Origin of the sequence: Caballeronia arationis, from assembly GCF_001544975.2 — a bacterium.
Lineage (GTDB): Bacteria > Pseudomonadota > Gammaproteobacteria > Burkholderiales > Burkholderiaceae > Caballeronia > Caballeronia arationis.
Genome location: NZ_FCOG02000053.1, coordinates 1 through 13,580, shown reverse-complemented (window position 1 = coordinate 13,580; position 13,580 = coordinate 1). Strand labels below are relative to the sequence as shown.

The 13,580-nt window shown below is 65.2% G+C and carries 10 protein-coding genes and 1 other RNA gene; 8 read left to right on the top strand and 3 right to left on the bottom strand.

Annotation, left to right across the window (positions count from 1 at the left end):
* Positions 1-63: 63 nt before the first annotated feature.
* The 4 genes from ubiG (at position 64) to AWB81_RS25630 (ending at position 4,687) form a co-directional block, all read left to right on the top strand.
* Complete coding sequence (gene ubiG / locus AWB81_RS25645; RefSeq protein WP_062639351.1) at positions 64-762, top strand: bifunctional 2-polyprenyl-6-hydroxyphenol methylase/3-demethylubiquinol 3-O-methyltransferase UbiG; 699 nt, start codon at positions 64-66, stop codon at positions 760-762.
* A 4-nt stretch (positions 763-766) separates the two neighbouring features.
* Complete coding sequence (gene gph / locus AWB81_RS25640) at positions 767-1,525, top strand: phosphoglycolate phosphatase (protein WP_235025916.1); 759 nt, start codon at positions 767-769, stop codon at positions 1,523-1,525.
* A gap of 75 nt (positions 1,526-1,600) precedes the next feature.
* Positions 1,601-1,970, top strand: a transfer-messenger RNA (tmRNA) gene (gene ssrA / locus AWB81_RS25635).
* Between the two features lie 314 nt (positions 1,971-2,284).
* The gene (locus tag AWB81_RS25630) at positions 2,285-4,687 is read left to right on the top strand and encodes an FG-GAP-like repeat-containing protein (protein ID WP_235025915.1); all 2,403 of its coding nucleotides are present in this window, start codon (positions 2,285-2,287) and stop codon (positions 4,685-4,687) included.
* A gap of 100 nt (positions 4,688-4,787) precedes the next feature.
* Here AWB81_RS25630 and AWB81_RS25625 read toward each other — a convergent pair whose 3' ends face one another.
* The 3 genes from AWB81_RS25625 to AWB81_RS25615 form a co-directional block, all read right to left on the bottom strand.
* A complete protein-coding gene (locus AWB81_RS25625) occupies positions 4,788-5,861 on the bottom strand; it encodes a glycosyltransferase family 4 protein (protein ID WP_062639350.1) in 1,074 nt (357 codons plus the stop codon).
* 453 nt (positions 5,862-6,314) lie between these two features.
* Positions 6,315-6,581, bottom strand: a complete 267-nt coding sequence (locus tag AWB81_RS25620) for a hypothetical protein (protein ID WP_062639349.1) — start codon at positions 6,579-6,581, stop codon at positions 6,315-6,317.
* Between the two features lie 184 nt (positions 6,582-6,765).
* A complete protein-coding gene (locus AWB81_RS25615) occupies positions 6,766-7,848 on the bottom strand; it encodes a substrate-binding domain-containing protein (protein ID WP_062639348.1) in 1,083 nt (360 codons plus the stop codon).
* Positions 7,849-7,975: 127 nt separating this feature from the next.
* On the opposite strand from AWB81_RS25615, the gene AWB81_RS25610 reads away from it, so the two are divergent.
* The 4 genes from AWB81_RS25610 to AWB81_RS25595 all read left to right on the top strand — a co-directional run bounded on the left by AWB81_RS25610 (position 7,976) and on the right by AWB81_RS25595 (position 13,319).
* Positions 7,976-8,485, top strand: a complete 510-nt coding sequence (locus AWB81_RS25610) for an NAD(P)H-dependent oxidoreductase subunit E (protein ID WP_062639347.1) — start codon at positions 7,976-7,978, stop codon at positions 8,483-8,485.
* The gene (locus AWB81_RS25605) at positions 8,482-10,038 is read left to right on the top strand and encodes a formate dehydrogenase beta subunit (protein ID WP_062639346.1); all 1,557 of its coding nucleotides are present in this window, start codon (positions 8,482-8,484) and stop codon (positions 10,036-10,038) included. The genes AWB81_RS25610 and AWB81_RS25605 overlap by 4 nt, the downstream gene beginning before the upstream one ends.
* 81 nt (positions 10,039-10,119) lie before the next feature.
* Positions 10,120-13,065 carry a formate dehydrogenase subunit alpha gene (gene fdhF / locus AWB81_RS25600; RefSeq protein ID WP_062639345.1) on the top strand — a complete coding sequence of 982 codons (2,946 nt, stop codon included), beginning with the start codon at positions 10,120-10,122 and terminating at the stop codon, positions 13,063-13,065.
* Between the two features lie 2 nt (positions 13,066-13,067).
* Complete coding sequence (locus AWB81_RS25595) at positions 13,068-13,319, top strand: formate dehydrogenase subunit delta (protein WP_062639344.1); 252 nt, start codon at positions 13,068-13,070, stop codon at positions 13,317-13,319.
* Positions 13,320-13,580: the final 261 nt, after the last annotated feature.

Below are 13,580 nucleotides of genomic sequence, written 5' to 3'. Positions count from 1 at the left end.
CCATGCGCCGCCTATATACTCGGGGCTAACCGATTCACGACATCAGGAAGGGCAGCTTTCATCATGACGAACGTCGATCCCCACGAACTCCAGAAATTCAGCGAGCTCGCGCACCGCTGGTGGGACCCGAACGCCGAGTTCAAACCGCTGCACGAGCTGAATCCGGTGCGGCTCGGATGGATCGACGCGCACGCGCATCTGATGGGCAAACGCGTCCTCGACATCGGCTGCGGCGGCGGCATCCTGTCCGAATCGATGGCTTCGCGCGGCGCGACGGTCAAGGGCATCGACCTGTCGTCGAGCGCGCTCGGCGTGGCCGACCTCCACAGCCTGGAAAGCGGCGTGGAAGTCGCTTACGAGGAGATCTCGGCCGAGGCGCTCGCCGCCCGCGAGCCCGGCACGTACGACGTCGTCACCTGCATGGAGATGCTCGAGCACGTGCCGAATCCGGCGGGCACGGTCGCCGCGTGCGCATCGCTCGTGAAGCCGGGCGGCTGGGTCTTCTTTTCCACGCTGAACCGCAATGCGAAGGCTTACCTTTTCGCGGTGATCGGCGCCGAATACATCGCGCGGATGCTGCCCAAAGGCACGCACGACTACGCGCGCTTCATCAAACCGTCGGAGCTCGCGAGCTTCGCGCGCGCAGCCGAGCTTTTGCCGGTCGACATCAAGGGCATCACGTACCGGCCGCTCAGCAAGCACTTCGGCCTTTCCAGCGACACCAGCATCAACTACCTGATGGCTTGCCGCCGCGAAGCCTGACGCCATGAACCAAGACGACCTGATGGGCGAACAGAAGCAAGCCGTCCTGCCCGACGACCCCACGCCCCTGCCGCAGCATGTTCTGGACGGTGACCGGCTGGGCTTGTGCCAGGCGGTACTTTTCGACCTCGACGGCACCATCGCCGACACCGCGCCCGACCTCGTCGCGGCGGTCAACAAGATGCGCCACGACCGCGGACTCGAGATGCGGCCGCTGGAGACGCTGCGGCCGTTCGCGTCGGCGGGCGCGCGCGGGCTGCTCGGCGGCGCGTTCGAAATCGGGCCGGAGCATCACGACTTTCCGGCGATGCGCGACGAATTCCTCGCGAACTATGAAGCAGATCTGTGCATAGAGACGACGCTGTTTCCCGGCATCGACATCCTGCTCGATCAGCTCGACGCGCGCGGCGTGCGCTGGGGCATCGTGACGAACAAGGTCACGCGCCTTTCGCAGCCGCTCGTCGCGCTGCTCGGGCTCGACGTTCGCGCGGCGTGCCTCGTCTGCGGCGATACCACGCCGCATTCGAAGCCGCACCCTGCCCCACTGCTGCACGCGGCGGAACTGCTCGACGTCGCTCCGGAGCGCATCGTCTACGTCGGCGACGACCTGCGCGACGTCCAGGCCGGTTTCGCGGCGGGCATGATCACAGTCGCGGCGGCCTACGGCTATTGCGGCGACGACATCCCGCCGCGCCGCTGGCACGCGAATCATGTGGTGGAATCGCCGGTCGAACTGCAGCATCTTCTGCGCGATATCGGCTGATCGCTCGCGGACCGCGCCTTGAATCACGGGCGGTTCGCCTCAGATGGGCTTCTGTGGGATAATCAATGTCCGCTTGGGGGCGACCTGGTTTCGACAGGGGTTGCGAAGCGGCCAGGGCATACCGAGGACCCGTCACCTCGTTAATCAATGGGAAAAACGTAACTGCAAACGACGATACGTTCGCACTGGCAGCCTAAGGGCCGCCGTCCTCTGCCTAGTTTACTGACGGGCTAGTGTCGCAAGACCGGTAGCAATACCGACAGAGGTCATATACGTCAGTTAAGTCCTGGTGGCGTCACGACGCCAGGGTCGAAAATCTAGTGAATCGCTGTAACGAAGCGTGTTCGTTCGCGTCGGTGCGGTTAAATCAAAAGACAGAACTAAGTATGTAGAACTGGTCGTAGAGCGCTACTGGACGCGGGTTCGATTCCCGCCGCCTCCACCAATATTCTGGACAGAGATGTCCGTCGATGTCTTCAAAACCCCGTTCGACTAACGTCTGCGGGGTTTTTTATTTCCTGCGGCGTCCGCCGATGTCCGGCTTGATCCGTGCGTACTTTACGCAAACGGAAGTTCGATGCCCCCATCACCCCGCGCGGCGAACGCTACGCGTGGCCTTAGTCTTGCCCGCTCCGCCCTCGCCCGCCCCCCCTTAACACGCCCCGAAACCGCGCCCGTGTTCGCTTGACCACCGACTCCCACGCTAGCCGGCGGCAATCTTCCGATTTATTCTGCTAAACGGGCGTTTAAGGAGGAAGCATGGGCAGGGGCAAGTCGATGTCGATCACGTGGCTCGCGCTCGTCTGCGCCTTCTGCGCGGCGTTGTTCCCGGCGAACGCGCGCGCGGCGGAGCCGACCAGCGCATCGACCGCGGACTGTCACGTCGGCACGCTCGTGACCGTCGTCGCGCACCTCGACGACGACCTCCTCTTCGTCAACCCCGGCATCAGCGACAAGATCGACGCCGGCTGGTGCGTCACGGTCGTGCATCTGATCGGCGGCGCCAACGGCGCGAAGTTCGACTACGTGCTCCTGCGCGAAACGGGCACCAAGCTCGCCTACGCGCGCATGGCCGGCGTCGCGAACGAATGGAGCGAATCGAACGTGATGTTCGCGGGCAAGCCGGTCCACGAACTGGTGCTGAAGCAGCAGCCGCGCGTGAAACTGCTCGAATTGCGTCTGCCGGGCGGCGCCGTGCGCGGCGGAAAGGTGCCGCTCGGCCTGCTGTGGGACCGAGGCGCGACGCTCAGCACCTACCCGATGGAGCGCGACGGCACCGGTTTCACGACCTACGACCGGCCGGCCCTCATCGCGACGTTGCGCGCGATCCTCTCGCAGGCGACCGAGGTCTACACGCTCAACCCGGACACCGTGCCGTTCATCGAGCATCCGGACCACATCTACGCCGCGCGCATCACGCGCACGGTCGCGCAGAGCCTCGACAAGAGCCTGCCGATCGGCTATCACGTGACCTACCCGACGGGCGGCCTGCCGAAGAACCTGAGCACCACGGAAACGCTGCGCAAGCGCGATGTCGTCGGCAGCTATTTCGCCGTCGACGGCAACGACGCCGGCCACGTGTTCGGCGAGTTCCAGTGGGACGGCAACTGGGTCGCGCGCCGCTACTGGAGCACCGCCCGCACGAGCGACGCCGGCGCCGACTTCCGGCCGCGCCCGACGCAGCTCGTCAACGAATACTCGAGCCAGTGCCTGAGCTCCGGCGGCGGTGCGGGCAAGAGCCCGCGCCTTGCGGCATGCTCGGAATCCGTCGCGCAGGACTGGCACTGGCAGCCGTTGCCCGTCACGCCCGGCGACAAGAACGACGCGCAGCTCGTCAACGAGGCGACGCACCTGTGCGTCGCCGAGCGCGACGGCCGGCTCGTCGAGGAAGCCTGCAGCGCGAGCGCCACCGCGCAGCGCTGGACACCGTGGGATTTCGGGCTCGTCTACACGCCGACGGGCCGCTGTCTCGGCGCGGTGAACGGCGCGGTATCGATCGGGCGCTGCTCGCTCCTGACCGCCGAATATCGCTGGGCGGTGTCGCCGCGCTCGCAATGGACCGACACGCGCGAAGAAGGCGCGCTCTACGGCGACGTGCGCGGCGCGGGACGCGACAGCACGGTCTACATCCAGCGGCGCAAGGACGGCCCGGGCTTCAACGCGTGGGTCGCGGAGATGTCGCGCTTCGAGGGCGCGATGCCGTGGTATCTGAACGCCGTTCCGTTCGACCCGGAAGCCACCGCCCCCACCTGCACGGCGGACACGCTCTGCTTCGACGGCGCACGCTTCCTGGTCGCCGATTTCGACGGCGACGGCCGCGCCGACCTGATGGTCGTCGAGCCGCGCAACGGCGGTACGGCTTTCTGGCTCCTGCGCAGTAACGGCAACCGCTTCGAGCCGCCCCGCCTCTGGTATCAGACCGACTCGGCGTTCACGCCCGCGACGGCGCAGCAATATGTCGCCGGCGACTTCAACGGCGACGGCCGCGCCGACGTGATGATCGCGCAGAAGCGCGGCGACACCGGCGTCGACCTCTGGGTGCTGACCGGCAGCGCGTCGGGCAACACCGCCAGCAGCGCCCCGGCGCGCTGGCTCGAGGCCCCGCAACTCGACGCCGCCGCGCGCTTCCTGCCGGCGCGCGTCGCGGGTTCCGCGCACGACGGGGTCCTCGCCATCGAAAACGTGAAATCGGCGCTCGCCGTGACGCCGATCGCGAGCACCGGCAGCGCGTTCGCGATCGGTGAGCGCGGCACGCCGTATCCGCAATTCCCGGCCGCGTGGGTGAAGGTCGCTGCGGGCGACGTCGACGGCGACGGCATCGACGACCTCGTCCTGCTTCAGCCGCGCGGCGACAGCGCGAGCGTCGACGTGTGGAAGATGAAGGGCGGCAAGACGTTCGGCGCACCAGCGCGCATCGCGACCCTCGCCGACACGTCCTACGCCGACACGATGCCCGCGATCGTCCGCCGCAACGACCGGACGACGCTGATGCTCTTCAAACGCGCCAACGCGACGCTCGGCGAGTACTACTTCACGGGCGGCGCGCCGAGCATCTCGGGCTACGACTTCGACAGCGGCACTCGGCTCGGCACCGTGCAGATCTGGGGCAACCTGCCGGGGCTGTTCTCCGAATCGCTCTGGCTGAGATCGCTCAGCCAGTAAGCGACCACCGGCAGCGAGGCCAGCTGCCGGGCCTCAATCGTCAGGCGAAAAAAAACGCCGCCGATTCTCACCGGCGGCGCTTTCTTATCGACAAAATCCCTCAGCTCAATCCCACTCGCAGATTCAGCACATCGCGTGCGATGGCGAGATACCGGTCGGCGGTGCTCTGCAGCGTGAGTCCGTTGAGCGGGCGCGTTGCGCGCGGCTGCGTCAGCGATTCCAGCAGGGCGCGGCCGTAGGCATCAGCATCGCTCGTGTCGAGGAGGCGAACGCCCGAGAAATTGCCCGCGAACGCGAACGACGGAATCGCGTTCGCGACCACCGGAATCCCCGAAGCCAGCGCCTCCAGAAAGCCGATGCTGTGCGCCTCGAAGCTCGACGGCATCGCGAACGCCGCCGACGCCCGCAGAATTTGCGCGACGTTCGACTGCGGACCGTCGATCGTCACGCGATCCTTCAGCCCGAGATTCGCGACCAGATCGACCACGGCCGCGTGATAGGCAAGGTTCTCGATCACGCCGCACAGCAAGAGACGCGCGTCCGGATCGGCCCTGGCAACCCGCGCGAAGGCCTCCACGGTCTGCAACTGGTTCTTCTCCGGGATATAGCGCCCGACCTGCACGATCTGCTTGTAGGCGACCGGCGTGGCGGGAACGTCGTCGGTGAAGCGCGAGACGTCGACGCCATTCGGCACGACGATCATCGACGGATGCAGGCCGACTTCCTTCACGTAGTCGTCGATATTCTTCTGCGACACGCCGATCACCGCCTTCGCGCGCCCCGACAGCAGGCGCTCCGCGCGCAGCAGCGCGTTGTTCGAAAAATCGTTGGCGCCCGAATGCATGACCCAGACGATCGGCACGCGCGTCGGCAACGCGCGCACGTAGAGCGCGGGAATGGTCGAGTGGGCAAAAATGATGTCCGGCTTGAACGCGCGGATCGCCTGATACAGGAACAGCAGCCGGCCAACTTTGCCATGCGTGCGCGTTGGGAACAGACACATCACGTCATGCGAGCGAAGTTCGGCGCTAATGTGCTCGAAGTCGCTGTGCTGCGGCATGAGCGACGCGATGCACACGTCGTGGCCGTCGCGCTGATGCCCGATCGCGACGCCCTTCGCGAGCACCTCTGCCCCCGACAGGCGCGGCGCCAGTATGACCTGGAGAATTCGCATTTATGCAGTCCCTCGGCATATCCGAAGCGTCACCTGGCGGCCCGACGGGCAAAAAATGGGTAACCACGGCCCCCGTCGCCGCATGTCGCCGCACGTTGAATTTGCGCGACTGCGGGCCAACCAGCGCGCTTCCTTTATTGTTTGTCTGGAAGGAAGTGGCTCATCGCCGAAAGGTTCTCGGCAACGCCCTGTTAAGTTACTCCTGACGTCATACTAAACGCCCGCCATCTCGTAGTGTTTTTCGGTCGCTGTGCAGCGTTTGTTGAACTTGAGCGCGCGATAGCCAACACGCGCCCGGAAACGGCGCACGTTCCGGCCGCGAAGACGGTCGATTTTTCAGTGTAGCGGGAAGCTTGCCGGCCAGATACTGCGCGGCACAGCAAAGAACGGGCGAAGAAAACAGCGGCGGACGACGAACCCATGCTCAGACAGGCTCGCCGACGCATGGGGAAGTTATTCCGGCTCTTTCGGGCACTTCAGGTTGCAGCCGTTCGGATCGCCGTTGTCCGCTCGGCGACGCGAGGCCGACTTGCCCTGCTGGTACTTGTCGCTCGGCGCGGAGGCGGCGAACTGCATCTGCGGATGCTCGTTCAGACGGAACTGGTCCTGGAGGATGCCGCCCGGGATGCCCGGCGAGTTCTGGGCAAAGGCGACGGGAACGAGATAGACCGCGCCGGCGACGAGCGCGGCACAGGCGGAAGCGACGAGAGGCAGTTTCATGGCGGATTGGGGCGAAGCGTAGGCAACGCGCAGAACGTGGACGGCAAGCCGATAGGTTAACGTAATTTGGGATGGGCGGCAGGCGTTGTCGACGCGAGAATTTTACCGTTCATTTCGGAACGGGAGTTTTGCGACCGGTTTACGGCCAGTTTCGCTGCTGTTGGACCGAGGCCGCGCCGGCCGCTCAAGCCGCCTCCACGCCGCTCAAGCCCTGCTCCACCCCGACCACCACGCCGCAGCGCGCCGGATCGTAGCCTTCGAGACGCGCGACGCTGTCGTTGAACGCGTCGCTGCGCAAAATTCCGATCACGCTGGCAAGCCGGCCTTCGTCCAGGCGTTTGCGCTCGAAGGCGAAGAAATAGTCCTCGTCGATGACCGGGATGAAGTCGAGCGCAAAATGCTGCGCCGCGGGCTGCACGCCAAAGCCGAGATCCGCCATGCCGCTCGCGACGAACGCGGCAATCGCGGAGTGCGTCAGTTCCGTGGTCGCGTAGCCGTTGATCTCGTCCGGATCGACGCCGATGCTGCGCAGCGACAAATCGAGCAGCATCCGCGTGCCGGAACCCGGCTGCCGGTTCACGAAGCGCACGTCGCCGCGGGCGAGGTCGTGCAAACCCTCGATGCGCTTCGGGTTGCCCTTCGGCAGGAACAGCCCCTGCGTGCGGCGCGTGAGGTGAATGAGCTGATGCTTGCCGGCGTCGAGATATTGCCGGTACACCTGCGCGCAGGTCGCACGAAATTCGCCGATCGGCAAGTGAAAGCCGGCCAGTTCGCATTCCCCGCGAGCAAGGGCGCTCACGGCCTCGGCGCTTTCGCGATACTTGATGTCGACGGGAACGCGCTTTTCGCCCAGCGCGCGCACGAGCGTCGCGACGGCGTATCCATGCGAAGCGTGGATACGCACGGGCGAAGCGTCGCGCGAAAGCCGGCGGTTCAGTTCGCCCGCCACTTCGTTCGCGACCGATTGCAGCGGCGCATCGAGCCTTTCGCCGGAGATGCGCTGCGCGCGCAGCACCGACTCGCCGAGTTCGGAGAGAACGGAGCCGCGCCCGCGCGATTTGGTGATCAGCGCGCCGCCCAGCCGGGCCTCGATTTCGCGCAGCAAACCCCACGCGTGCCGATAGGACAAACCCTTAGCGGCTGCGGCATTCGCGATGCTTCCGGTCTGCGATACCAGTTGCAGGAGCGGCACAACCGCGCTGAGACTGGTTTCCCGGCCATCGGCGTCGCGCAGCACGAGTTCAGCGCGGCATTGGACGTCGATCATATGAACTCCTCCTTCCTATTGCCAAGATATATCACGGCGCCTATTGTTCACTACATCGGCTCGGTGCACGAATTATAAGTCTTGAATATGCACACGATAAACATATACCGAGCGTTGGAGGAGCCCCATGACACAACCGCAGCAAGCCCTTGCCGTTTCCGTTAGCGCGCCCGACGAACTGGTGCGTCGCCACGCCACTCAGGGCGCCACCCTGATGGCGATCCTGCACGCGATCCAGGACGATGTCGGCTTCGTGCCGCCCGCGGTCGTCCCGCCGCTCGCGCAGGCGCTGTCGCTTTCGCGCGCCGAGGTCCACGGCGTCATCACCTACTACCATCACTTCCGCTCAGAGCCGCCCGCACGCGTCACCGTGCAGCTGTGCCGCGCGGAAGCGTGCCGCAGCATGGGCACCGAAGCGCTCGCGCAGCACGTCGAAGGTCACACGGGCTGCAAGTTCGACAGCGGCCATCACGCCGATACCGAACTCGAATCGGTGTTCTGCCTCGGGCAGTGCGCGCTGTCGCCGTCGATGATGATCAACGGCGAGTTGTACGCGAAGGTCACGCCGCAGAAATTCGATCGGCTTTTTGCCGCCGCGCAAACCCGCGCGAACGCCGGCACGGAGGAAACGGCATGACACGCATCTACGTTCCCTGCGATTCGTCGGCGCTCGCGCTCGGCGCTGACGCAGTCGCGCTCGCCATCGCAGATGAAGCCGCGAAGCGCGGCGTCGAAGTCCAGATCGTGCGCAACGGTTCGCGCGGCCTCTTGTGGTTCGAGCCGCTCATCGAAGTGCAAACGCCGCAAGGCCGTATCGGCTATTCGAATGTCGAAGCCGAGGAAGTCGGGGCGCTGTTCGACGCCGGCTTTATCGAAGGCGGCGCGCATGAGAAGAACGTCGGCGTGGTCGACGAAATTTCCTACTTGAAGAACCAGCAGCGTCTGACGTTCGCGCGCATCGGCATCACCGACCCGCTCTCCGTCGAGGACTACACCGCGAACGGCGGCCTCGAAGGCTTGCGCAACGCGCTCGTGATGAATGGCGATGCCGCCTGCGAGTCGCTGATCGAATCGGGCCTGCGCGGACGCGGCGGCGCGGCGTTCCCCGCCGGCATCAAGTGGCGCACGGTGCGCGGCGCGCTGGCGGACCAGAAGTACATCGTCTGCAACGCGGACGAAGGCGATTCCGGCACGTTCTCCGACCGGCTGGTGATGGAAAGCGATCCCTATGTGCTGATCGAAGGAATGATCATCGCGGGCATCGTCACGGGCGCGACGAAGGGCTACATCTACGTGCGCAGCGAATATCCGCATTCGATCACGACGCTCAATCGCGCAATCGACCGCGCACGCGAAGCCGGCTGGCTCGGCGAAAGCGTGCTCGGCAGCTCGCACGCGTTCGACCTGTTCGTCGCGAAGGGCGCGGGCGCGTACGTGTGCGGCGAAGAGACGGCGCTCCTCGAATCGCTCGAAGGCAAGCGCGGCATCGTGCGCGCGAAGCCGCCGGTGCCGGCGCTCGTCGGCCTGTACGGCAAGCCGACCGTCATCAACAACGTCATCACGCTCGCGACCGTGCCGATCATCTTCGCGAAGGGCGCGGCGTTCTACCGCGACTTCGGCATGGGACGCTCGCGCGGCACGCTGCCGTTCCAGCTTGCGGGCAACGTAAAGCAAGGCGGCCTCGTCGAACTCGCGTTCGGCGTGACGCTGCGCGAACTGATCTACGACTATGGCGGCGGCACGGCAAGCGGCCGGCCGGCGCGCGCGGTGCAGGTGGGCGGTCCGCTCGGCACTTACCTGCCGGAAAGCCAGTGGGACATCCCGCTCGACTACGAGGAATACGCGAAGGTCGGCGCGGTGGTCGGCCACGGCGGCCTCGTGGTCCACGACGACACCTCGAACCTCGCCGATCTCGCCCAGTACGCGATGCACTTCTGCGCGCTCGAATCCTGCGGCAAGTGCACGCCTTGCCGGATCGGCTCGACGCGCGGCGTCGAGGTGATCGCGAAGATCCGCTCGGGCGACACGTCGCCGAAACAGGTCACGCTGCTGCGCGATCTCTGCGACACGATGGTGTCCGGATCGCTCTGCGCGATGGGCGGCATGACGCCGTTCCCGGTGCTGTCGGCACTCGAACATTTCCCTGAAGACTTCGGCCTTGCGAAAGCGCCGTCGCAGAAAGCGGCTTAAGGCACTTATACATTGGGTGGGACCAGAGTAAGGCGCATGGGACCAGCGTAAGCGCCAACTCTGATCGACAGGAGACAAGACATGTCCAACACGAACAACGGCTGCGGCTCCGGAAATTGCGCGTGCAAGAGCGCGGCCTCGGTGCAGCGGCGCGATCCCTTCGACTTCACCGACTACGGCACGCCACTGCGCCACGCCGACGTCGACGTCACGCTCGAAATCGACGGCGAACCGGTGACGGTGCCCGCCGGCACTTCCGTGATGCGCGCGGCCATCGAAGCCGGCGTCAACGTGCCGAAGCTCTGCGCGACGGACTCGCTCGAACCGTTCGGCTCGTGCCGCCTGTGCCTCGTCGAGATCGAAGGCAAGCGCGGCTATCCGGCGTCGTGCACGACGCCTGTCGAAGCGGGCATGAAGGTGCGCACGCAAAGCGACAAGCTGCAGTCGTTGCGCAAGAACGTGATGGAGCTCTACATCTCCGATCACCCGCTCGACTGCCTCACCTGCCCCGCGAACGGCGACTGCGAACTGCAGGACATGGCGGGCGTCGTCGGCCTGCGCGAAGTGCGCTACGGCTATGAAGGCGCGAATCACCTGAAGGACAAGAAGGACGAGTCGAATCCGTACTTCACCTACGATCCGTCGAAGTGCATCGTCTGTAACCGCTGCGTGCGCGCCTGCGAGGAAACGCAAGGCACCTTCGCGCTGACGATCGCCGCGCGCGGTTTCGAATCGCGCGTCGCCGCGAGCGAGAACGTGCCGTTCATGGAATCGGAATGCGTGTCGTGCGGCGCGTGCGTCGCCGCCTGCCCTACCGCGACCCTGCAGGAAAAGACCGTCATCATGCTCGGCCAGCCGGAGCATTCGGTCGTGACGACGTGCGCCTATTGCGGCGTCGGCTGCTCGCTGAAGGCGGAGATGAAGGGCAGCCAGGTCGTGCGCATGGTGCCGAACAAGAACGGCCAGGCGAACGAAGGCCACGCGTGCGTGAAGGGCCGCTTCGCGTGGGGTTACGCGACGCACAAAGACCGCATCCAGAAGCCGATGATCCGCGCGAAGATCACCGACCCGTGGCGCGAAGTCTCGTGGGACGAAGCGATCAAGTACGCGGCGAGCGAATTCCGCCGCATCCAGGACAAGTACGGCCGCGACTCGATCGGCGGCATCACGTCGTCGCGCTGCACGAACGAGGAAACGTATCTCGTGCAGAAGCTCGTGCGTGCCGCGTTCGGCAACAACAACGTCGACACCTGCGCACGCGTCTGCCACTCGCCGACGGGCTATGGCCTCAAGACGACGCTCGGCGAATCGGCCGGCACGCAGACATTCGCATCCGTGGAGAAGTCGGACGTGATCGTCGTGATCGGCGCGAATCCGACCGACGGCCATCCGGTCTTCGCATCGCGCATGAAGAAGCGCATCCGCGAAGGCGCGCAGTTGATCGTGATCGATCCGCGCCGCACCGATATCGTCGATGGCCCGCACATCAAGGCCTCGCATCATCTCGCGCTGCGTCCGGGCACCAACGTCGCGATAATCAACGCGCTCGCACACGTGATCGTGACGGAAGGGCTGGTCAACGAAGCGTTCGTCGCCGAGCGCTGCGAGGCACGCGCATTCGGTCAATGGCGCGACTTCGTCTCGCAGGAAGACAACTCGCCCGAAGCAATGGAAGCGATCACCGGCGTGCCCGCGCAGCTCGTGCGCGAAGCCGCGCGCATCTATGCACGGCCGGGCAACTCGGCGATCTTCTACGGCCTCGGCGTCACCGAGCACGCGCAAGGATCGACGATGGTGATGGGCATCGCGAACCTCGCGATGGCGACGGGCAACATCGGCCGCGAAGGCGTCGGCGTGAATCCGCTGCGCGGCCAGAACAACGTGCAGGGTTCGTGCGACATGGGCTCGTTCCCGCACGAACTGCCGGGCTATCGCCATATCAGCGACGCCGCCACCCGTGCCCTCTTCGAGGAAGCCTGGGGCGCGAAGCTGCAGCCGGAGCCGGGCCTGCGCATCCCGAACATGTTCGATGCCGCGGCGCACGGCACCTTCATGGGCCTCTACTGCCAGGGCGAGGACATCGTCCAGTCCGACCCAAATACGCATCACGTGACGGGCGCGCTGGCGGCGATGGAATGCATCGTCGTGCAGGACATCTTCCTGAACGAAACGGCGAAGTACGCACACGTGCTGCTGCCGGGTGCGAGCTTCCTGGAAAAGGACGGCACGTTCACCAACGCCGAGCGCCGCATCTCGCGCGTGCGCCGTGTCATGCCGCCGCAGCCCGGCTACGCGGACTGGGAAGTGACGATCATGCTCGCCCGCGCGCTCGGCTACGAGATGAACTACACGCATCCGTCGCAGATCATGGACGAGATCGCGCGTCTCACGCCGACCTTCCACGGCGTCTCGTACGACCGGCTCGACGAACTCGGCAGCATCCAGTGGCCGTGCAATGAGCATGCGCCGGAAGGCACGCCTACGATGCACATCGACGAATTCGTTCGCGGCAAAGGCAAGTTCGTCATCACGAAGTTCGTTGCGACGCCGGAAAAGGTCACGCGCAAGTTCCCGCTCCTGCTCACGACGGGCCGTATCCTGTCGCAGTACAACGTCGGCGCGCAGACGCGGCGCACGGAGAATTCGCGCTGGCACGACGAGGACCGGCTCGAGCTCCATCCGGTCGATGCCGAGGATCGCGGGATCAAGACGGGCGACTGGGTCGGCATCGAATCGCGCGCGGGGCAGACCGTGCTGCGCGCGAAGATCACCGAGCGGATGCAGCCGGGCGTTGTTTACACGACGTTCCACTTCCCGGAATCGGGCGCGAACGTGATCACCACCGACTCCTCCGACTGGGCGACGAACTGTCCGGAATACAAGGTGACGGCGGTGCAGGTGATGCCGGTCGAGCAGCCGTCGCAGTGGCAGAAGGACTACTCGCGCTTTAACGCGCAGCAGATCGGGTTGCTCGAAATGCGCACGGACGCGACTGCGGACTCGCTCGTCACGACTTCGGGGAAATAGACATGGACCTGGACAACCTGATCGACATGGCGAACCGCATCGGCGAGTTCTTCGATTCGCTGCCGGACCAGCATGAAGCGGCCGACAGCGTCGCCGATCACATTCGCCGCTTCTGGGAGCCGCGCATGCGGCTCGCGATCCTCAACTCCCTCGACGACGCCGAGGCCAGCGCCGCGATGCATCCGATCGTGCGCGAGGCCCTGACTGATCATCGTCAGGATTTGACGCCGGCGGCGGCGGTAACTGTCGGGTGAGTTTTTTTTGCTGGCGCTCGGGGTGGGGTTTGTTGTTGTTCTTGTTCTTGACACCCTCTAGTGGTTTTGCGCTCCTATGGAACCTGCTTTCTTTGTGGTCTATTAGCTCTGCCCCTGTCCGGGGCGGGACTTACTTTCTTTGCTGCTGCAAAGAAAGTAAGCAAAGAATGCAGCTAGGGGGCCTACGGTGTTAGGACGTCACCACCCTCGCAGTACAGAGTGGCCCAGCCCCTAAGTGTCGCCCTCAAAGGATTTGAGCGG

What these genes read in the sequence shown, in the direction of transcription:
- gph (WP_235025916.1), top strand. Translation starts at nt 767, where the DNA reads ATGAACCAAGACGACCTGATGGGCGAACAGAAGCAAGCCGTCCTGCCC.
- AWB81_RS25630 (WP_235025915.1), top strand. Translation starts at nt 2,285, where the DNA reads ATGGGCAGGGGCAAGTCGATGTCGATCACGTGGCTCGCGCTCGTCTGC.
- AWB81_RS25615 (WP_062639348.1), bottom strand. Translation starts at nt 7,848, where the DNA reads ATGATCGACGTCCAATGCCGCGCTGAACTCGTGCTGCGCGACGCCGAT.
- AWB81_RS25610 (WP_062639347.1), top strand. Translation starts at nt 7,976, where the DNA reads ATGACACAACCGCAGCAAGCCCTTGCCGTTTCCGTTAGCGCGCCCGAC.
- AWB81_RS25595 (WP_062639344.1), top strand. Translation starts at nt 13,068, where the DNA reads ATGGACCTGGACAACCTGATCGACATGGCGAACCGCATCGGCGAGTTC.
- AWB81_RS25605 (WP_062639346.1), top strand. Translation starts at nt 8,482, where the DNA reads ATGACACGCATCTACGTTCCCTGCGATTCGTCGGCGCTCGCGCTCGGC.
- AWB81_RS25625 (WP_062639350.1), bottom strand. Translation starts at nt 5,861, where the DNA reads ATGCGAATTCTCCAGGTCATACTGGCGCCGCGCCTGTCGGGGGCAGAG.
- AWB81_RS25620 (WP_062639349.1), bottom strand. Translation starts at nt 6,581, where the DNA reads ATGAAACTGCCTCTCGTCGCTTCCGCCTGTGCCGCGCTCGTCGCCGGC.
- fdhF (WP_062639345.1), top strand. Translation starts at nt 10,120, where the DNA reads ATGTCCAACACGAACAACGGCTGCGGCTCCGGAAATTGCGCGTGCAAG.
- ubiG (WP_062639351.1), top strand. Translation starts at nt 64, where the DNA reads ATGACGAACGTCGATCCCCACGAACTCCAGAAATTCAGCGAGCTCGCG.